We start from the raw sequence: 19,228 nt of genomic DNA, 5'->3' as shown, positions 1-19,228 counted from the left end.
ACGATCTTTCGCATAAACCTACTACGTCGCTTATTGGCACTTTTCGGACCTAACAGGCCCGGCTGATGATGTCTGTTCTTGAGGGTAAAGCGGACTGCCGAGTTGCACGCTCGGACTTCCGAATTTGACCCAAACCAGACGTCGAAGGGTTCCTTCCACGCGTCCGCGCTAATTTCAGAAGCTCCGCCACTGGCTATAAACAGGTATGCGTTCGAACTCGTCGAGGTGAACTTTTTTCCCGCCAGTCAGATGGAAGTCACCGTGAGAGAAAAAGCTGATCGGATCGTCTTTGTCACTGGTTCCCACGCTCAATCTGAGTTCGCTTGGGCAGTCCTTGGGAGTGTCGATGTTCAGCGCGAATGGAATGGGCAGCGTGGTTATCGTATTCGGAACCATGAAGGTCTGAAAGTCCTGCATGCTCTCTCGTGCATTCGCTCCGTCGCCCCGCACAATCTCCGAGAGTGTCAAACGCAGAAATTTGCGAGGAGAAGCGAGGGGGCGGTCTGGCGATTGCACCAGTTCTCCGCGCAGCGTCTTCTTGCATGCGCTTGACGCGCTGGTCGATATCACTACCGCAAGCGATATCACAACAGCCGCTATCGCCGATGCGAAGGTCGTCATGTTACCCATGGCAAGTACCTCGAAATCGACATCAGGTTACCATGGATGCCCGCACCGGGCTTGGTTAGATTTGAGCAGCTCGGGTCAATCTGCGGTCCCGAAATTGGTTTGTATGCCGTCCTGCCACTCGGGGCCGGACTTCCGTTCCTGGCACTTTTCGGAAGTAGTGGTCCCGAAGCGTGATGTCCGCAGTTGGAGGAAGACCGGAAGTAGTCGGCCGACGACCAAGAAGACGCGATTGACCCGCAGCGGACATCGACGCGTACAGCCAACTCTAGATTGCCGCAGTTAATGGTGTGTTATTTAAGTTCCTGTCTGATCCCTCGTGATTTTTCCTTGGGCCGTACTCAGGAGAGAGGCTGGGATGAACCGGCTTGGCATCGTGGCGCTGACAATTGTTGGCGTTATTGCCGTCTACAAACTCTCCCATCCGACTGACATCTGCCGATACCGGATGACCGTCAACGTCGAGGTGGATGGTCAGATGCGCTCCAGCTCAAGCGTCATCGAGTTCAGCGTCACCAAGCAGATGAGATTTTTACCGGATGTTAATCCGATCAGATTTGATGCTGAGGGAGAGGCAGTATTTGTCGATTTGGGCGGACAGCGCAGCCTAGTCGCGCTCTTGCGGTCGGGAGAGTATGCTCAGGAGGGCAGCTTCCCTCTTGGCGTTGTGCCCGCACATTTTAAGCTCAATTTTGCTCGCCAAGTGGCTTCATTGGCGTCCTTGCGCGGCAAATGGGAGTTGGCTGACAAGGATCTTCCGACACTCGTTACCTTCTCCGATGCAAACAATTCCGCTACCTTGAGGGTCATTCGCCCCGACCAACTCGAGCAGGTCTTCGGCCCCAACGTCCGCTGGCGCGGTGTTGTCATTGAGATGACAACTGACGCCGTAACTCATGGTCTTGAAGCGCGTCTGCCGTTTCTCGTCTCGCAAAGGAGCGCTTTGCGCAGCGCGAACCAGAACCCGCACAGGTTCATCCCCAGCTACGACGCGTTCCTCAGAAGCTCACGATGAATGACAGTCACCACGTCTGCTGTTGGCACTTTTCGGAAGTGATGGTCCAGAAGCGTGATGTCCGCAGTTGGGGGAAGACCGGAAGTAGTCGGCCGACGACCAAGATGACGCGATTGACCCTTATCGGACTCTGCACTTGCGCACGCCGCCGCTCCCGTCCAACGTTGCAGCAACACTACCTTAACCACCGGTTGATCTACTGAAGCAATTCAATCATCTGACTGTGCGGGTATGAAACGAACAGTAATCGTCGGTGCACTGATCTTCATTGGGGCATTTCTGTTTTACAACGTGGCGTACCCCAGCCTGACGTTGCGTTACCGGCTGACTCTTGAGGCAGAGGTAGTTGGTCAACCCAAAATAGGCTCGGGCGTGATTGAGGTCACCTACAGCAAGCAGCCGGAATTTGCGAGCGGACGCGACCGAGTTTCAAGCCATCGGGGTCAAGCGGTTGTTCTCGATTTGGGCGAGCGTGGGACACTCTTTGCGCTGTTAACGGCGGGTTCGGACAGTCGCTCGATCCCCGAGTCAATAGTGTTGCGTGCGTTCGATTTTCCCGGAGGAGCATTCCCGGGACCAACGGTAGAAGCTGGCTTTAGCCAGACTAGGAAATTATCCGGAAAGCGCGAGTTACCATTGACGAGCCTGCCATTGCTGGTCCGCTTTCGCGATATCAATGATCCTATGACTGTAGAAGAAGTTGATCCAAATGACATCGCAAGCAGCTTTGGTGCCGGAACCAAATTGGTGCGCGCCTCGATTGAAGTCGTGCCTGGGGGAATCTGGCCACTCAATTCTTTCGGTATCACTGGTGTGCCAATAACTGGTCACATAGGAGCGAAGTTGAATTGGCTCGCCAAATTTTACGACCGCCGATTGGATGGTCAACGATTCGGAACGGCATCCTCGTTGCTGCCGCTGGCGAACTCTCTTTCTTCTGGCGCATTTAGTGCGGGAATCTAATCGAGGCGATCTAATTAACAACTTTGCATGGCACGCGAAAACGACTTCAGTTCCGTTCTTGGCACGAAACGGACCAGAGCGGTCACCGTTACCGATGCCTGCTCTCGGGGGGAGAACGGACATGCCGCGTCGGCGTCGGCACTGCGCTTTTGACCCACATGTATGGTCCGGCCGTGCGGTGCAAGAAGATTTCGATGATCCGGTAGATGCGGTCTTGCATCAATGTATCCGGCCTCTGCTTGGAGCGCAGTGCTCCGGGCCATCATGGATATCAGCGCGCATGTGATCTGGTTAGCGGACAGGCCTCGACCGGGCCATTTGGGTCACCAGTGTTCGCATGCGCCGGGAAGACCGATTCTCCATCGTCGTCTCATCTTCTCGCAGACCTCGGCGGGTAAGGGTGTTGTTACGTCATCGATAGCTCCTCACTTCGCGCTGTTCCTTTGTTTGTGCCTGGCGGTCGTTCCTTCGTCCCGGCCTGCGCGCGCAGACGCGCCGCGCGCAAGGGGTCGTCAAGGCCGGCCGTCGTGCTTTCCTGACGTCTTGCTCTCTGCTGCCAGGCTGCGCCTTGACGGCCCCGCGCACGGCGCGAGGGTCAAGCAGGTTGGGACGCTGTCTCCTCCGTCTTGACGCTCGCGAAGGCGCGTCCCTTGTTGAGGACCGCCCAGGCAATTCGGGCGAGTTTGTTAGCGAGCGCAATCGCCAGCACGTTGTGATGCAATCGTTTCTTGGCGGCTCGGATCCAAGAGTTGAGGCCATAGCGCTCCCAACACCTGATCTTGACCAGCACAACCCAAGCGGCTTGCACGAACAGCGCGCGCAGGTAGCGATTGCCGCGCCTTGATATACTGCCGAGGATCGTGCGGTCGCCGGTCGATGTCTGCTTCGGCACAAGTCCAAGCCAGGCGCCGAAGTCGCGGCCTTTCGAGAACACGTCTCCAGCGCCGATCGCGGCCACCATTGCGCTCGAGATGATCGGGCCAATACCAGGCACCGTCATCAGTCGCCGGCAGGCCTCATCTTGATGGGCTAGTGTTTCGATCTCGCTAGATAGCCTCTCGATACGCTGATCCAGCCGGCGCCAGTCTTCCACCAGGCCCTCGATGATGAGCGACATGCGAGGCGAGAGGACATCGATGCGTGTCGCCAAGATGCCCGGCAACTCGAACCGCAGGGAATGCAGGCCTTGCCGCACGGCGATGCCCCGCTCCAGCAGGAACGCACGGATCTGATTGATGACGCCGGTACGCTGACCGACCAATCGATAGCGGACGCGGTGCAGTGCCTGAAGGGCGAGCTGTTCGGCGGTCTTGGTCGCGACGAACTTCATCGTCGGGCGTTGGACAGCCTCGGCGATGGCTTCCGCATCTCGGAAGTCATTCTTCTGTCCCTTCGAATACGGGCGCACGTACTTCGCCGGCATCAGGCGGGCGTCGTGGCCAAGCATCTGGAGTTTGCGGCTGAGATGATGGGCGCCTACGCAGGCCTCCATACCGATCAAGCACGGCGGCAGGTTGGCGAGCCGCGTTTCCACCTGGCCGCGTGACCACTTCTGCCGCAGCACGATGGCACCGCGGTGATCATGACCCACCATGTGGAGCGAGTTTTTGCCAATATCGATGCCGATCACGGCGATCGCTGCGTTGATTTTCTGAGACATGGCGTGCTCCTTGTCTTGAGCGCCCCTTGCCAGCTTCTCGTGCTGGCAGGGCCGGAGCACGGCCGGACCATCCCATTAGCAGACCTCGCCACTCAACCGAACGATGCGGGGCTGTACTTGTCTTACCGGGCAGGCTTCTCCGCATTCCCATCCAGCATGCGCCAACCTATTAGCTAATTTCGACGCGGAACCTGAGATGCTTTTAGCTCGACGGCATCAACATTGCGCAAGGGGTAAGGGGAAGCGCATGCATGGCTCGCGACATCGGCCTATTTGCCCTAGTGCGATGCGACCGGAATCCGCGAGCGGCTTCCGCCCATACGGGTGTCGGTCGCTCTCGCAGAGAGAGCAGTTGCCGTGTACAGGTAGGTGCGCGGCGGCGTGCGCTGTAAGCTCGCGAATCCGCGAACGACAAGAAAAAGGAGACGGCATGAGCCCCAAGCCCACCGGCCACGTTCGTGGCAACGACCTGATCCTCACGCGCACGTTCCTCGCACCCATCGATGACGTCTGGACGAGCGTGACGAAGTCCGAGAACACCGCGCTCTGGTTCGGCAGTTGGGAAGGCGACGCCGGCCCGGGCAAGATCGTGCGGCTGCAACTGGTCCATGAGAAGGGCCAGCCGTGGACGAACGTGACGATCGAAGAATGCGAGGCGCCGCGCCGCCTAGTCGTCACGATGAAGGATGACTACGGCGAGTGGCGCATCGAGCTGACGTTGACGCAGACGGACGACACGACCGAGCTGCGCTTCGTGCAGCACCTGAGCGACCGGAAACTCGCGGGCGACGTAGGCCCTGGCTGGGAGTACTACCTCGACATGCTGGTCGCCGCGCGTGAAGGCAAGGCGCTGCCGTCATTCGAAGATTACTACCCGTCGCAGAAGGCACACTACCTGGAAGGCGGATAGACGATCGGCACGTCGCAGGCTGGACAAAGGCGTGTATGTGGAGGCGCTGGCCAGCGTGTAGTTGACTCGGTTGCGTGGACACCTTTTCCGTTGAGGGAGGAGTTCCCATGCCTCGGCGTCGATCGTCGTATCAGGCGGAGTTTCGCAGTCAGATGGTTAATCTGGTCCAATCCGGTCGGACATCCATCTGGCCGCCACCGTCATCGCATCACCATGAATCCCAACAGGCCTTAGTTGCCGACGTCCCATGACACTCGAACTTCAACCGAGCGGAAAGCCTCCACGCACGCCCAGAGTAACTGGAGTGCGAGCGGCCCGACCCGCTCAAGTCGCCGGTAGTTGCGGGCATCGTGAAGCGTTTCGGATGTCGGGCTGCTTTAGTGCCTGTGCCGTGCTACGGCAAACGTGAGCGTGGCCTGTAGCACTGGCCCGGCGTCGTCCCGTACCTCAATTGCCATGTAGTGCCCTATGCTTTGGCTGGCACTCCCGCGCACGGCATCCTGAGCTATGTCTGCTAGGGATCGTGCGGCCTCTTCCTGCACCGCTTGAACACTTGCGAATACAATTCCTTCTTCATCGACAGCAATTTCGCCGTCCTCGCGGATGTCGAAAAAATATCGCTAAGGGGCGAGCGTAACAATCCGGTCGACGCGAGTTCTGTCGCCCGTTCGCTCGCTCGTTTAGTGAGCCACCAGTAAAAGCCGAAAACGGCCAGCGCGATGATCCAGGACATCTCCGGCTTTTCTCATGAAACCTCGTGGATAATCTTGTTGAGAATGTTCAAATTGAATGGATCATTTTAACGCAACCGCCCGCAGCCTAACTCAATCGTCAACTCCGTCACTTCGCCTATTGGCACGAAACAGACTCGCCCGCGCATTTCGCCGATGTCCGTAGTTGATGGCAGAGCGGACGAAGCGCGTCCGGCGCCGGAGGTCAGTTGATGACCCGTAGCAGACTTGCGGCCGATTCCTCCAAACTTTGGGCGCGTCTCAGCTCCTTCCCGCGACGGTCTGCTCTAGCTTGTTTATTCGCGCGAGCATAGCATCGGCACATAGCTGCTCCGCTATGCGTTTGGCCCGGGCCAAATGCTCTTTGGCAAGGACTGTACGTCGCTCCAGACAGTACAAACGCCCCAAACCCAATTCGACGCGCGCTTTCAATATTCCACGCTCGCTGAACTGATTGTTCTCGCCCGCTTTCTGAAGCAGGCGTTTGATCCGTGCCCGTCCAGAAAATCTGACACGTAGCAGAAAGACTGCGTTTCTTAGAATTATTTGGAGTGGCGGCCTCTGCTCACTCGATAGCGTCTCCAAATAAACTTCAGCCAGATTGATCCTTCCCCAGTCCGCGGCCATTTGATAGCCGGCAGCCTCTTGCTCACGGACGTATTTTTCGCAGAGCCGTTCACCTCGGCTGAATGCCCCGGCCAAAATAGTTGCCATGCTCAGAGCCAGATCTGTTCCGCTGAGATTGTAGCGCCAGTCGTTTGCAAGAAAATCATTGCGGAGCGGACGGAGTATCGCCAATCCCTCGTCAAGCTTGCCAGTGAGCACCAAGGCAACTCCTTTGACCTGCATCCCGATACTTCGATCCATGGGCGTCAGAGCAGTGCGAATAGATTCATCGGCATGCGCCACAGCGAGGCCATGCCGCTCGTCAACGATATCCACCCAACCGAGGAGCCATAGGCCCAGCGCGGTAGCTCTGGGATCGTCATGATTCCGCGCGGCAGTTAGGAGCCGGTCGCCGTATTGCCGGGCCTCGCGCGTCAGGCCCCGCATGAGGTAATCCCATGCCAGGACAAAGAGCACCCAGGCTCGTAGGTAAGTGTCATCGATCTTGTCGCTAAGCTCCAATGCCTCCTGCCCCAGCTTCTCGAAGGCTTGAAGCGGCAACGGTGCCACAACGCTCGAGGTCTGAATAAAGCCAGATTGACCGTAGGCCATTGAGCGATTGTCGCTCAGTCGCTCTGCCACTTCCATACAGCGACGGCCGACCTCGTGCGCAGCTCGAAATTGCGCCCTGGTCAACAGGGCCCACGAATAGTGGTGCAAAACGAGAACCAAACAACCGGTATCACCGGCGGCCTCAATCCGCGACAAGTGACGCTCCAGTACGTCGGTCAGCTCTTTGACCCGCGCATCTAAATTGAGAAGCCGAGCGAAGTCGACCAGCATGTCGGCAAATTCCAGGTCCGATACACAGCCCGCGTCCGCTTCCGCGAGCTGGAGGGCTCTTTGAAAATACCGCTCGGCCTCCTCGAGGGCATAGATGTCGAGGCTTTTCTTGGCTGCCATTGCGAGGTAACGAAAGGCTTTATCGGCCGACGCTGTGCATCCGTAATGATACGCGAGGGTCTCTGCCACCTCGACAAGCCGATTGGCGCTGCGCCGCTCGACTTCGGCCGCGACCTTCTGATGCAGCGCCATGCGTGGCCCGCTCAACAGGCTGTCGTACAGTGCATCTCGCACCAGCGCATGCTTGAAGACGAGCTCCCCGGATTTCTTATCCTCGTATACCAAATCTAACGCCTGCATCGCCAAGAGCTGTGCGCCAACATCTGGGCTTGTTCCACTTATTGCGGACAACAGGTCGGGAGCAAATGAACGTCCCACGACGGCTGCTGCTTGCAGCAACGCTCTATCCGGTGGTGCAAGGCCGTCAACGCGGGCGGTCAGGAGGGCCTGAATGCTCCCCGGGAGTGCCGCCGCGACCGTTGCGGCATTGTACTCCACCACGCCGGCGCGGGCTCGCACCATTCCGTGCTCATTGAGATAGCTTGCAATCTCCTCTGCAAACAGGGGATTCCCTTCAGCCCTGTTCGTCACCAGCTGGTTGAGCGTGGTTGGCAGGTCCGCCACCCCAAGCCGCTCTCGAACGATAAGCGAGGTATCCGCTGCCGATAGCGGCCCAAGCAGAATCTCCGTGACGCTGTTCGGCTCCATCCCCGGCAGCCGGTACTCTGGACGACGTGTGTAGACAATCAGAAGCGGGATTTTCTCCTCATTATTGACCAATCTCGCGATCAGCTCCTCGGAGACACTATCGATCCAGTGAAGATCCTCGAGGATCATGACCGCAGGTGTAATTCGGCAGCGTTCCTGGAGGAGGCGGATCAGGAGGTCACGCGTACGCAAGCCGATGAGCACGCCATCCAATCCCTTCAAGGCTCCTTCTTTCGTCTTAAGTCCCAGCAGGTTCAGCAGCAATGCCAGGTTCTGCTCGCTAACAAGACCGAGCACTTCCAGTCCCTTCTCCAGCTTTCGCGTTATGTCGTCTTCAGTTTCCTCCTCAACGAGTCGAAACGAGCCGCGCACAATATCAATGAATGGCAAAAACGGCGTCTGCTGGCCGTCCGGCGTGCAACTTCCGGACAGCACGAACAGCCGTTCATCTGCCAGGTGACTTCGAAACTCGTGGACCAACCTAGACTTGCCGATACCCGGTTCCCCGACCACGTCGACCACCACCATAGCGTCTGTCGCTCTTTCAAGAGCTCGATTCAGGGCTTTCAGCTCACTGCTGCGCCCGACATAATTCGTGAGCCCTCGGCTCAATGCTGCATCGAAGCGTGCCGCGCGTTGCCGAATCCTGTCTAAGGGAAAGGCCTTTTGCCTCTCGGTCTTGCCTTTAATCTCGTACTCGCCCGCGGGCCCGCACCGCACCAGCCCTTGCACCAGGCGATGCGTCGCCTCGCTTAGTAGCACGCTCCCTGGCTCGGCAAGTGATTGCAAACGCGAAGCGAGGTTCACGGTATCCCCAATCGCGGTCACGCTGGTACTCGCGCCGCTGCGCATTTCGCCCACGATCATTGGCCCGGTGTTGATGCCGATCCTCATTAAAGGCCGCAGCCCGTACTTCGTCTCGATTTCGGCGGCGGCCGAGCTAATTCGCCGTTGGATGTCTAGTGCTGCCCGGCAGGCTCTCAGCGGAGCGTCTTCCAGTGCAATCGGCACTCCAAAGAGCGCCATTATACCGTCGCCCGTGAAGCTCCTCACGGTGCCGCCCTCCTCATGGATGGCATCGGTCATCAGCGCTGAAATGTGCTGCATCAGGGAGTAGGCTGCTTCTTCGCCGGATCGCTCCGAAAACGCAGTAAAGCCTACCAAATCTGCAAACAGCACAGTTGCCTGTCGGCGCTCACCCAGCCCGCCATAGCGATCGGATGGGGTGCTGGATGAAATGTTGTCCGCTGGCCGTTCCACCTTCTCGGGCATCCTGGTTCCCCACAATGTCCCTTAGCGGCAGGCGAGCATCATAGGCTTCGAGTGCCATCCTTGGTAGTTGGTTCAGCGGGGCGAAGGGAAAATCTTTCAATGTCCGGATGCTTTTAGTTCGCCCCCGAACGCGCGCAACGGCTCTCGCGCGTCCTAGCAGTGCTGGGACCTTGCCCCATATCCGTACCGCCGCTGGCAAGGAACTGCTTGTCGTCGAAGCGATCGAATGAAGTCGACCGACCTCCGCTCGTGGCACTTTTCGGAAGTGATGGTCCAGAAGCGTGATGTCCGCAGTTGGGGGAAGACCGGAAGTAGTCGGCCGACGACCAAGATGACGCGATTGACCCACAGCGGAAGTGTCTCGTTGAGCGCGGTTTCAAAGATACGGATTATGCTACACTTTCCATCGGACCGCGCCTGATGTTGTTCGCGAGGTAACGAATGAAAGCGTATTTGGTGCTTGACCTATCGGTAGATGACTTTGGCGGCTTCAAAAAATACATCGCTGAAATTCCTGCATTCATCGAAAAGCATTCCGGGAAATACATAGTTCAGGGGGTGCGACCAACGACAATCGAAGGTGATTGGAAACCCGAACGCATGGTCATCATCGAATTTCCAGGACGTGAAAAAGCAGAAGCATTTCTAAGTGACCCTGAAGCTCAAGTCCTGTTCAAGGTGCGCCATGATACCACGACGGGTAACTTGGATTGTCGATGGGTGCACGTGATCGCTTGCCTGCTTCTGGCACCTTTGAGACACGCCCGCCTATCCTGAGAATGTCCGTTCACCGGGGTAGACCGGAAGTCGTCGTGGTCCGGTCAAACTGACGCGAATGACCCCGGAGCGAACATTCTCGGAGCGGAAGCAAGCCGATGCGCCGACGCTTCAGACAAAAACTGGCGGCGGATCCACTTGCCGGCGTTGACGTGCGCGTGTGGTTCCCAATGAAAAAGGGCGCGAGGCGTCAGCGATTGAGTGTCATGGTCGGGGCCATGGTTGCGGAGTTGTCGTTTTGAAGGCCATTGAGCAGCACATAACCGCCGAATAGGATGACGGCCAACAAGCCATATACAAGGTAGGAAGGCCGTCCGGACCTGAGAGCGCTCATTTAGCTGGATCCTATCCTGGCGAACCGACCGCTCAGCTCTTTGTGGCCGTCTTTGAGAGTTCAGCTTCTACGCCGACTGCGCACGCCCTGGCGAATGAATAGTCCATACTCGTGGAGGCAACGGTCTTCACAAATTCGCCGATGACGTTGTCCCTAGAATATGAGCCCGCCGCCTTGAACTTGGCGACGGCGCCGTCAGCCGCCGTGAACTGCGCGACGCACATCGGGACCAGGACAGACATCCGACCGCTGCTTTCTGCTATTGTGCTCATAGTTCTGGCAGTGCCGCCGGTGACCCAGCCGCCCCACGTAAATCCGATCGCCATCACCGCAACAGCGCCGAAAGCGATACCTTGGAGGAAGCGGGTTCGCGCCTCACCCTGCAAAATTGCGGGTATTCTCATGATGGTCTCCCTTGTTTGCACATAAGCGCGTTCGCAGCCGCAGACGCCGTTTGCATCCGCGCTTGGTGAAAGTATCCAGCCTGTGAGATTGCGCCTACCGATGGCACTCTAGCTGCCGCTACGACGAAGAGCAGCGACTTCGGACATCGCCGCTTCATGGACAGCTTCAAGGTGAGCAACTGCTCTCTGTAGTTAGACGGTAGACTGTTGTCCTGCTGCTGTACAGCATGTTCTTAGTCCAGTCCGAAGGTAGCAGGGCCGTCGTCTCGGAGGCGCGGTCTCAGGCCGTGATCGCAGCTATCAGCGGCTGAACCGAAATGCTTCCGTCCACTGCTGGCACAATGAGAAAAGCCCCACCGTGAGAGAGCGACTTTCTGCATTTGGCAATCTTTGAGCGCTACAGCAGGAAGCCCGGGGATTGCTTTGTCCCGCAACGCCACCAAGCATTATTTGGCTTGGCGGCGTTTGCGTTTAGTTGTCCTGATTTGCCAGAGTGGATGTCGGGTAGGACAGCACCGCTCGACCCGCAACGGCCTGCTCCGCAGGCCAGGAAAGTCGGCACTGAACTCATATCCATGACATCCTCCAGGTGGTGATGGCTTGCAGTTTCTGTTCGCGACGAACGAGCACCTGCGCCCGGTCTGCCACGTCGTCTCGGTTGATCAGATCAAAGTGTTCGTCTCAAAAATTTGCGGCAACCAGATCGTAAGAGCCCCGGCTTCCACGGACGTAAACCTTCGCAGCCGCCGCGCATATCGCATCACGGTTGCAATCGAACGCGTTCAGGAAACTGGACTCGTCGGGACGGGCATCTGGTTGAATTCGCCTCAATGCGCCTTCGTCTATGAAGAATGTCGCTTCCAGCGCGCTGTCGTGGCCCCAGAACCGCACGGCTCGCCGGGTCTGGTCATATGAGCGGCTATGATTTGGAAACTCAATCATGGGTTACCACCGATCGGACTGTCAGCCGACAAACCTTGCGTCTCACCGGCTTTCACACGACCTCTGTCGAGGCCTGGCTCAAAGGCCGCGGGACGCGCACATCGAAGCGTTGTGCGGTTGGTCAATATCGTTGACGAGATTTGGCGTGGCTAAGCTTCGCGCTGCCGTAAGGGCGATGCTGAAGCAATACGATTGCGCTGCCTTCCAAGTGGCTACTTGGTGTCGCATTACAAGCCTGCCAGGCGGCCCCAGAAAACAAATTGCGATTATCCTCGCTATTCGGCAGATAGTCGCTATATCTAGGACATCACCGCGCGCCCCGGGCTGTTATCGGTGACTGAGAGCGTTATATGCTCCCGCCTCAACCAAAAGGGCGGTCATATGTCAAAATTCCCCGCGTTCAATCTTCGTGAGTGGCTGGTGCCTCCGGTATTGATGCCGATCTTTCTTGTGCTGCTGGTCGCCGCTGCGATGGTTATTCAATGGTGATCGAGCGTAGCGCGGTTTCACTGCAGGACGGGCTATCTTCGATTAAACAATCGCAATCGCCACTGGCGCACCATCTGGACGCCAGGGCGGTGATTGCCCTGGACGAGGCTCGCGAGATGCCGCCGGGGGATGAGCGCACCGAGGCTACTCACAAAGCAATCGTCCTTCGAAATGCCGTTGAGATTTATGAACTGCTCTGCGGCAAGCGCGGCGTGCCGGCCGCATGACGGCGGCTTATCTCCGCAGAGTTATTGTGTGATTTAAACCAGCGGGGGATCATATGGGCCGCGAGGCGCTTGTCCCAGATCGAACGCTTTCCCGATCGACGGCCGTTGCCCGCAAGCGTCGCTCTAATGATGGTACTTGATAATTCAAGCATTCCCGCCGTCGTTCTCATTGTCGAGGACGAGATGTTGGTCCGCATGCGCGCGGTCGACATGGTGGAAGACGCCGGATACACGCCACTCGAGGCGCTGGATGCCGCCGAAGCCGTCGCCATCCTGGATCCCGATCCGACGTCGCGCTGATGTGCACCGATATCCAGATGCCTGGCCAAATGGACGGCATCGGACTTGCGCATGCCGTGCATGAGCGTTGGCCTAGGATCAGGTCATCGTGGTATCGGGGCAATTGGACCTGCCGCACCTCGATCTTCCCCCCGCAGCAGGTTTCTCGGCAAGCCGCTCAATGCCGCGGAAGTGATAGCCGAAATGCGCGACATGATCGGCTATGCCTGAGACGTCAGCAATTTTGACGCCGAGTACAGCCCAAATCGCGTGATGGCATAAACTGAGCCACCGGAGATCAGTGCGGTACCCAATTCATGATGATACGATCAATAATGTCTGAAGGCGATCGCCGGACGGAACCGCGTCCCGCAAGCAGCACATCCCCATACCAAGACGAACTGGCGGCAGTCAGCCTGCGGCTTCTGCTCGCGCAGGCCGAGATCAATGCGCAGAGTTTGCTGGCCGCGGCCGGCATCGACGCCAGGGAACGGGAGGCGGCCGACAAGCTGCAGAAGCTGATGCTCGAGGAATTGGCACCACCGCATCAAGAATACGCTCGCAACCGTCGCAGCGCCTGGAATTACCGGACTGGGCGAGCGATTGCCGGGCGCCCTTGTTCCACTGTCGCCGATGCAACGCTGGCCGGAGACGGTGCCGTGCTGCTACGGGCAGACGAGGGCATGATTCTGACGGCCGATTAACGAAAGCCACGAAGGACAATCGCGTGCGTATCGCCATGCTAGCTCCGATCTCCTGGCGCACGCCGCCGCGCCATTATGGTCCATGGGAGTTCGTGACGAGCCTGTTGACCGAGGCGCTGGTGGCGCGCGGCATCGACGTCACCTTGTTCGCCACGAAGGATAGCCGGACGGCCGGCAACCTGGCCGGTGTCTGCCCGGCGCCCTATTCCGAGGACCCCACGATCGACGCCAAGGTATGGGAGATTCTCCACATAGCCCATGTATTCGAGCGCGCCGGTGAGTTCGACCTCATTCACAACCAGGCTGATTTCGTGCCGCTCGCATTCTCGCGGTTGGTGAAGACGCCGGTGGTGACGACGATCCATGGCTTCTCCTCGGAACGCATCCTGCCCGCCTTCAAGGCATACGAGCATCGCGTCCATTATGTCGCGATCAGCGATGCCGATCGCCATCCGGACCTGCGCTATGCAGCAACAATCCACCACGGCATTAGGCTGGAGGACTTTCCCTTCGACCCGCACGGCAGCGAAGACCTGCTCTTCTTCGGCCGCATCCACCCGGACAAGGGGGCGGCCGAGGCGATTGCGGCGGCACGTCGCGCGGGGCGGCGGCTGATCATGGCCGGCATCGTCCAGGATCAGGAGTATTATAACGAGCAGGTCGTGCCCGCGCTGGACGAGCGTTCCGTGGTCTATCGCGGCCCGGTGGGCGGAGTGGCCCGCACCAACGCCCTCGGCTCGGCGCGCGCGCTGCTCCATCTTATCAATTTCGACGAACCGTTCGGACTATCGGTCGTGGAGGCACTCGCCTGCGGCACGCCGGTGATCGCCTGCAACCGCGGATCGATGCCCGAGCTGATCGACGATGGCGTGACTGGCTTCTTAGTCAACAACGTCGATGAAGCCATAAAGGCGATCAGCCGTGTCGGCGAAATTGATCGCGCCGTATGCCGAGCAGCGGTGTCCGAGCGTTTTACGGTCGACCGGATGGCTGATCGATATCTGGACTTGTACCGATCGCTCCTTGGCTGAGGACCTTCTCGGCTTCATTGCCTAGCTTCGTCTGCGTGTGGCACCTTCGAGACTTGCCGACCGGCTCTGGGAATGTCCGCTTGTCGTGGAAGACCGGAAGTGAGCGGCGCACCGTCAGAACGGCGCGAAGACCCAAAGCGGTCATCAGTGCCACACAGCGGCACGGCGCTCACGAGCTTCCTCAGAACTTGCCGATCTGGCGCTCGGTCCAACTGCCGATAAAGAAGATTTCATCTGCGATCGGGTGGAAGCGCCCGGCGATGAAACCCTTACGTCCAACCGCGCTCTGATCGAGTCCACCGCCGCATGAGGTCGGCTCGGCATGGACTTGGACGATCTGTCCGTCCGCAGTGCCTCGGACTGATTGCAGGACGTGTGCACGAGCCACATGAAAGGGTCGCAGTCCCGGTAATTCGCGGATGTGCACCTCGACGATTTCGACCCTGGCGATGACTTCGCTCCCTTCCGCTGCCGGTGGGATCGCATCGAGTAGGATCGTCCGATGGAATTGGCGGCCGCGGCAAGCCAGGACCGGCGCAGTGAGAACTAGCAGCGCAAGAACGGCGCCCGCGGCTGCACGGATGCTTACTGCGAGACCTGCGCCAAGGGCCATAGGTACCACCTCCAGCTTGATCCTGAGATTGGCGGAGGTGTGTTAAGGAAAATACGAAGTTAAACGTAAAATTGAAGGCTCGATGTCGCCTTTTGGCACTTCTGAGACTTGCCGACCCGCTCCGAAGATCTCTGCCATTCGGTGAAGAGCGGAAGTGGCCAGCCTTCGGCCAAAACGTTGCGATTGGACCCAGAGCGGAAATCGGCGCGCCCGGCGGGCACGCGCCGTTGCTAGTCAACATAAGCCTGGCACTCGATCTCGACTTTCATTCGCGGATCGACCAATCCCTTCACCTCGACGAGCGTCGAGACCGGCAGATTTTCGCCGAAATACGCGATGCGGCGGGGGTTGATTTTCGGTCGTTCCGTGATGTCGGTCATGAAAACTTGCACCTTGACGACATGCTCGGGCCCAGCGCCAGCCGCCTTCAGGCACTTGTCCATCACGGCGATGGCGATGTCGAATTGGGCAACAACGTCGGACGGTATGCTGCCGTCCTGCGCCTGGCCAACGACGCCAGCGACCCAGACGTGGGGGCCTGCGCGGGTCACGTGGCAATAGTGGCTGACAGGCTTTGGGATGTCGGGAACAATGATGCGCTGGATTTTTGGCATGCCTGGCTCGCGAATTGGGATCGACGCCCAGAGGCTAGCTGCAGTTTGCCCTGTCGGCCAGCACATCCTCTGCCGCTCTCCGTGGTTTCGCGGTTTCGCAAGGGTTGGCTTCAATGCTTAGTAGCGCCGACAAGGTAATCAACGAACTGGGTACCATGTCCGTTTGTGGCAGATTCCGTTGAAGAAGTCGGCCCGCGAGCGAGGCGAGCCGCAAATGCGGCACAGCCGACCGCTTCTCAGGCCGGATTTGGCTGCGGCATTGGGACCAGCTTGGCTAGTTTCCGGAGGTTCTGGGCGGTTGCTGCAAGGAGGAACTCGTCGCGAGCCCCGTTTGGTCCACGTAATCGCAGTCGGTCGAGCTTGAGAATGCGCTTGAGGTGAGCGAACAACATTTCGACCTTCTTACGTAGCCGTCGCGATGCTCGACCTTCCCAGGATTTAGCAATCGCCCGCGCCATGTCGCGGGCTCTCTCATGGATCGAGCGAGGCACCTTTCGAGCAGGCGTGTTCGGGCAGCAGTGTGGCCTCAAGGCGCAGGCGTCACAGTCAGCCTTGCTCGCTCGATAAAGCAACGTCTCGCCATCATTCACACGCGTCCCTGTTGTGGTCAGCGTCTTGCCGCCAGGACAGATATAGACGTCGCTGACTGGATCGTAGTTGAAGTCCTCCCGTGTGAAGGTCCCATCCTTGCGCGCTGATTTGTCGAACACGGTCACATGCGGCTCGATGCCGTGCTCATCGACCAGCCAGCCCAGCATGTCGGCTGAACCATAGGCGCTGTCACCGAGAAGCCTGGACGGGTGAAGACCGAAGTTCTTTGCGGTCCGCTCGATCATGCGCTTGGCAGCGAGAACTTCTGCCTGCCGGATCGCTGTGGTCGGCTCAACGTCGACAATGATCGCATTTTCCACATCGATCAGATAGTTCGTGGAGTAGGCAAAGAAAGCCTGTCCGCCATGGGCACCGGTCCAGCGCGCGGCAGGATCAGCCGGTGAGATGAACTTGGGGACGATCTCGGTCGCGGCCCCAAACGCCGCATCGTCCAGGACAGCTAGATACTCGTCGACGGCACGGCTTGCGGCTTTTGGCGGCAACCCCTTTTCGCCCTCGACGCCGTTCTGCCGGTTAGCATCGGCCTTGATCAGGCTAGCATCGACCGCAAAGCCTTCTCCGCCAACCAGACCCTCGTCGATGCAGCGGCGCAAGACGTCTTCGAACAGCCGTCGCAGCAGATCACTATCGCGGAAGCGGCCATGTCGGTTCTTTGAGAAGGTCGAATGATCGGGCACGTCACCATCGAGCCCAAGGCGGCAGAACCAGCGGTATGCCAGGTTGAGGTGAACCTCTTCGCACAGGCGCCGCTCCGAGCGGATGCCGAAGCAGTAACCGACCAACAGCATCCGGATCATCAGCTCGGGCGCGATCGAGGGCCGCCCGATCGTGCTGTAGAAGGGGGATAGCTCTCGCCTTAACCCATCGAGGTCCACGAACCTGTCGATCGATCGCAACAAATGATCGGCCGGAACGTGCCGCTCGAGCGAAAACTCATAGAACAACGCGACCTGCTCAACTCGCTGATGTCCCATCATGATTCAGTCCTCTCGCAACGACTGAATCAGCGAACATCAACCAGCGCAACCGAAGACTTTTTCAACACAATCGGGCACAAAGCGGACGTACTTGCGGCTGAGGTCGATGTCTGCTTATGCAACTGAAACGGACAACCTCGGCCTTCCATTGCTAAGCAAATTCCATATCGCCTATTTTGCGAATCCGCCGGCTCATCACGCCTCCCGTCGCGTCGCCCTATTTCGTCACGGTCCCCTGCAATAGCTTGATGCCATGCGCGAGCGCGTTTTGCATCAACAGCGTGTCGACGCCGTAGGCGATCATGCGAAAACCCTTGGCACGGAAATCGCGCGCCCACTGCTCGTTTCCGGCGAGAAAACCTGGCGTCTTGCCGTGGTTCTTGCACGCCTCGACCAGGCCATCGACAGCTGCATGGAATTTCGGATTGTCGAACTCCCCGGGGATACCGATGAAGTTCGTCAGATCGTAGTGACCAAGCCAGACCACGTCGACGCCGTCGACCGCTGCGATCGCATCGACATTTGCAATGGCCTTTGCTGTCTCCACCAGCGCGATGACCATCGTGCGCGCGTTCGCTTGAGTGATTTTGTCGGTCTCGGGCCCCCTCGAATAGTCATCGTGCGCCGCCACGTTGAAAGCCGCGCCACGCCGCCCTGCCGGCGGATACCTGGTGCAGTTAACGATCGCCTTTGCCTGCTCGGGTGTTTCGACCATCGGCACCATGATGCCCATTGCACCAATGTCGAGCGCACGCGCAATGTGATGATAGTGGTCCGACGGAACACGCACGAGAGGCACCAGATCAAGTCCACGGCAGAATGCGAACTGGGCCTTCATCGTCTCGAAGCCGACGCCTGAGTGCTCCATGTCGTAGAGGATGAATTCAGCGCCCGCTTCCCGGCAGATCGTCGGGTAGCCGGGCGTGAAGAATTCGAACGCCATCGTTCCGAACGCGCAACCGCCGGCCGCAAGGCGGGGTTTCAATTGATTTCGGCGCAACGCATTTTCCCCGAAGTGGTGATCACCGGAGTACGGCGAAGATGGTGACGAGCGTCTTGATACAAACATACGTAGGCCCCTAGTTTTGATCAATTCCGCTCTACAGGATCGAGGGGAACAGCGGATCGATGCCCGGAATTGAAGGCCGCAACTGACGATGTCCCGGAGTTTATTCATTGGCATCGAGATATCGCCGATCGAAGCCTTCCGGCCCGACTGGAAGCTGATTTGAAGCGCAAAGCCGCGAATTCGGAGGCACTGTGGTGACGGACAGGCGTGCCTCCACCGTGTGGGAACTTCTGATGTCAAACGAGAGATCGGACGCTCTTCGCGGCGCGACCGGCGAGTGATTGAAAACAGCGCGACGCCGAACGCTAGGGCCGGGGAATCTATTGCTCTACCGCGCCTGGATCCACGCAAACGGAAAGCCCTCCGACTGTTCGGGCGATGCAAATGCTCTCCTTGATGAACTCCAATGCGGGGTGTCAATTCACAACGAACGGTGGCCTATCCCCCTCAGTCGCGCGGATGGCTCTAGCGAGGTTTGGGCGACCCACGCTAACCCGTCAATCTCGACCACCTCACTGCACAAAAGGACTGCACAAAAGGAATGAAATGGTTGCAGCCACCCGTGAACTGCCGGCCTCTGGTTACGCGCTTGAAGTGGACGGCCGACTCAAAGCCGAATTTGCTACCAAAGACGGGGCAGGGCAGGTGGAGAAGAACTAAATAGGCGTTTTCCCATGCTTCAGATCAGGATCTATGACGCGCAGACGATGTGTGCGAGGAAATTTAGTCTAAGCGGATTCTGCTTGTGAGCATCCGCTAGC

General features: G+C 58.5%; 18 protein-coding genes. 8 read left to right on the top strand and 10 right to left on the bottom strand.

The features are described from left to right. Positions 1-174: 174 nt before the first annotated feature. Positions 175-630 carry a hypothetical protein gene (locus RX328_RS35590; protein ID WP_213256829.1) on the bottom strand — a complete coding sequence of 152 codons (456 nt, stop codon included), beginning with the start codon at positions 628-630 and terminating at the stop codon, positions 175-177. Positions 631-985: 355 nt separating this feature from the next. Between RX328_RS35590 and RX328_RS35585 the strand changes: the two genes are divergently transcribed. Both RX328_RS35585 and RX328_RS35580 read left to right on the top strand, forming a co-directional pair. Beyond that, a complete protein-coding gene (locus tag RX328_RS35585) occupies positions 986-1,642 on the top strand; it encodes a hypothetical protein (protein WP_213256830.1) in 657 nt (218 codons plus the stop codon). Between the two features lie 231 nt (positions 1,643-1,873). Continuing rightward, positions 1,874-2,605, top strand: coding sequence for a hypothetical protein (locus tag RX328_RS35580; protein WP_213256846.1), 732 nt, complete (start codon positions 1,874-1,876; stop codon positions 2,603-2,605). A 595-nt stretch (positions 2,606-3,200) separates the two neighbouring features. On the opposite strand, the gene RX328_RS35575 is transcribed toward RX328_RS35580, so the two are convergent. Continuing rightward, entirely contained in the window at positions 3,201-4,265 is a 1,065-nt protein-coding gene (locus RX328_RS35575; RefSeq protein ID WP_317258572.1) for an IS110 family transposase, read from the bottom strand. A 430-nt stretch (positions 4,266-4,695) separates the two neighbouring features. On the opposite strand from RX328_RS35575, the gene RX328_RS35570 reads away from it, so the two are divergent. Continuing rightward, positions 4,696-5,175 carry an SRPBCC family protein gene (locus tag RX328_RS35570; RefSeq protein ID WP_213257171.1) on the top strand — a complete coding sequence of 160 codons (480 nt, stop codon included), beginning with the start codon at positions 4,696-4,698 and terminating at the stop codon, positions 5,173-5,175. A gap of 377 nt (positions 5,176-5,552) precedes the next feature. Here RX328_RS35570 and RX328_RS43965 read toward each other — a convergent pair whose 3' ends face one another. Both RX328_RS43965 and RX328_RS35565 read right to left on the bottom strand, forming a co-directional pair. Beyond that, entirely contained in the window at positions 5,553-5,741 is a 189-nt protein-coding gene (locus RX328_RS43965; RefSeq protein ID WP_409410920.1) for a DUF6894 family protein, read from the bottom strand. Positions 5,742-6,167: 426 nt separating this feature from the next. Beyond that, positions 6,168-9,395, bottom strand: a complete 3,228-nt coding sequence (locus RX328_RS35565) for an ATP-binding protein (RefSeq protein ID WP_213257169.1) — start codon at positions 9,393-9,395, stop codon at positions 6,168-6,170. A gap of 441 nt (positions 9,396-9,836) precedes the next feature. Between RX328_RS35565 and RX328_RS35560 the strand changes: the two genes are divergently transcribed. Beyond that, entirely contained in the window at positions 9,837-10,172 is a 336-nt protein-coding gene (locus RX328_RS35560; RefSeq protein ID WP_213257167.1) for a DUF1330 domain-containing protein, read from the top strand. 366 nt (positions 10,173-10,538) lie between these two features. On the opposite strand, the gene RX328_RS35555 is transcribed toward RX328_RS35560, so the two are convergent. Both RX328_RS35555 and RX328_RS35550 read right to left on the bottom strand, forming a co-directional pair. Next, positions 10,539-10,910, bottom strand: a complete 372-nt coding sequence (locus tag RX328_RS35555; protein ID WP_213257165.1) for a hypothetical protein — start codon at positions 10,908-10,910, stop codon at positions 10,539-10,541. 681 nt (positions 10,911-11,591) lie between these two features. Continuing rightward, the gene (locus tag RX328_RS35550; RefSeq protein WP_213257163.1) at positions 11,592-11,852 is read right to left on the bottom strand and encodes a DUF1488 domain-containing protein; all 261 of its coding nucleotides are present in this window, start codon (positions 11,850-11,852) and stop codon (positions 11,592-11,594) included. A 413-nt stretch (positions 11,853-12,265) separates the two neighbouring features. Between RX328_RS35550 and RX328_RS35545 the strand changes: the two genes are divergently transcribed. The 4 genes from RX328_RS35545 (at position 12,266) to RX328_RS35530 (ending at position 14,582) form a co-directional block, all read left to right on the top strand. Next, a complete protein-coding gene (locus RX328_RS35545; RefSeq protein ID WP_312018160.1) occupies positions 12,266-12,568 on the top strand; it encodes a hypothetical protein in 303 nt (100 codons plus the stop codon). 126 nt (positions 12,569-12,694) lie between these two features. Next, positions 12,695-12,868 carry a hypothetical protein gene (locus RX328_RS35540; RefSeq protein WP_249727311.1) on the top strand — a complete coding sequence of 58 codons (174 nt, stop codon included), beginning with the start codon at positions 12,695-12,697 and terminating at the stop codon, positions 12,866-12,868. 314 nt (positions 12,869-13,182) lie between these two features. Continuing rightward, positions 13,183-13,551: a hypothetical protein gene (locus tag RX328_RS35535; RefSeq protein ID WP_312018159.1), complete on the top strand. Its 369-nt coding sequence runs from the start codon at positions 13,183-13,185 to the stop codon at positions 13,549-13,551. 23 nt (positions 13,552-13,574) lie between these two features. After that, entirely contained in the window at positions 13,575-14,582 is a 1,008-nt protein-coding gene (locus RX328_RS35530; RefSeq protein WP_213257161.1) for a glycosyltransferase family 4 protein, read from the top strand. 181 nt (positions 14,583-14,763) lie between these two features. Here the strand turns inward: RX328_RS35530 and RX328_RS35525 are convergent, their stop codons facing one another. The 4 genes from RX328_RS35525 to RX328_RS35510 form a co-directional block, all read right to left on the bottom strand. After that, complete coding sequence (locus RX328_RS35525) at positions 14,764-15,195, bottom strand: hypothetical protein (protein ID WP_213257159.1); 432 nt, start codon at positions 15,193-15,195, stop codon at positions 14,764-14,766. A 230-nt stretch (positions 15,196-15,425) separates the two neighbouring features. Continuing rightward, on the bottom strand, positions 15,426-15,809 hold the full coding sequence (locus RX328_RS35520; RefSeq protein WP_213257157.1) for a RidA family protein: 384 nt from the start codon (positions 15,807-15,809) through the stop codon (positions 15,426-15,428). A gap of 236 nt (positions 15,810-16,045) precedes the next feature. Further along, the gene (locus RX328_RS35515) at positions 16,046-17,398 is read right to left on the bottom strand and encodes a transposase (RefSeq protein ID WP_213257637.1); all 1,353 of its coding nucleotides are present in this window, start codon (positions 17,396-17,398) and stop codon (positions 16,046-16,048) included. 217 nt (positions 17,399-17,615) lie between these two features. After that, positions 17,616-18,383 (bottom strand): HpcH/HpaI aldolase family protein, encoded by a 768-nt coding sequence (locus RX328_RS35510; protein ID WP_213256970.1) that lies wholly within the window; start codon positions 18,381-18,383, stop codon positions 17,616-17,618. Between the last annotated feature and the right edge of the window lie 845 nt (positions 18,384-19,228).

Origin of the sequence: Bradyrhizobium sp. sBnM-33, from assembly GCF_032917945.1 — a bacterium.
Classification (GTDB): Bacteria; Pseudomonadota; Alphaproteobacteria; order Rhizobiales; family Xanthobacteraceae; genus Bradyrhizobium.
The sequence above is the reverse complement of the archived record's forward strand: the minus strand, read 5'-3'. Positions and strand labels throughout refer to the sequence as shown.

Excerpts from the sequence above, each read along its gene's own strand:
- RX328_RS35590 (WP_213256829.1), bottom strand. The coding sequence starts at position 630 with ATGGGTAACATGACGACCTTCGCATCGGCGATAGCGGCTGTTGTGATA.
- RX328_RS35585 (WP_213256830.1), top strand. The coding sequence starts at position 986 with ATGAACCGGCTTGGCATCGTGGCGCTGACAATTGTTGGCGTTATTGCC.
- RX328_RS35580 (WP_213256846.1), top strand. The coding sequence starts at position 1,874 with ATGAAACGAACAGTAATCGTCGGTGCACTGATCTTCATTGGGGCATTT.
- RX328_RS35575 (WP_317258572.1), bottom strand. The coding sequence starts at position 4,265 with ATGTCTCAGAAAATCAACGCAGCGATCGCCGTGATCGGCATCGATATT.
- RX328_RS35570 (WP_213257171.1), top strand. The coding sequence starts at position 4,696 with ATGAGCCCCAAGCCCACCGGCCACGTTCGTGGCAACGACCTGATCCTC.
- RX328_RS35565 (WP_213257169.1), bottom strand. The coding sequence starts at position 9,395 with ATGCCCGAGAAGGTGGAACGGCCAGCGGACAACATTTCATCCAGCACC.
- RX328_RS35560 (WP_213257167.1), top strand. The coding sequence starts at position 9,837 with ATGAAAGCGTATTTGGTGCTTGACCTATCGGTAGATGACTTTGGCGGC.
- RX328_RS35555 (WP_213257165.1), bottom strand. The coding sequence starts at position 10,910 with ATGAGAATACCCGCAATTTTGCAGGGTGAGGCGCGAACCCGCTTCCTC.
- RX328_RS35550 (WP_213257163.1), bottom strand. The coding sequence starts at position 11,852 with ATGATTGAGTTTCCAAATCATAGCCGCTCATATGACCAGACCCGGCGA.
- RX328_RS35540 (WP_249727311.1), top strand. The coding sequence starts at position 12,695 with ATGATGGTACTTGATAATTCAAGCATTCCCGCCGTCGTTCTCATTGTC.
- RX328_RS35535 (WP_312018159.1), top strand. The coding sequence starts at position 13,183 with ATGTCTGAAGGCGATCGCCGGACGGAACCGCGTCCCGCAAGCAGCACA.
- RX328_RS35525 (WP_213257159.1), bottom strand. The coding sequence starts at position 15,195 with ATGGCCCTTGGCGCAGGTCTCGCAGTAAGCATCCGTGCAGCCGCGGGC.
- RX328_RS35520 (WP_213257157.1), bottom strand. The coding sequence starts at position 15,809 with ATGCCAAAAATCCAGCGCATCATTGTTCCCGACATCCCAAAGCCTGTC.
- RX328_RS35515 (WP_213257637.1), bottom strand. The coding sequence starts at position 17,398 with ATGATGGGACATCAGCGAGTTGAGCAGGTCGCGTTGTTCTATGAGTTT.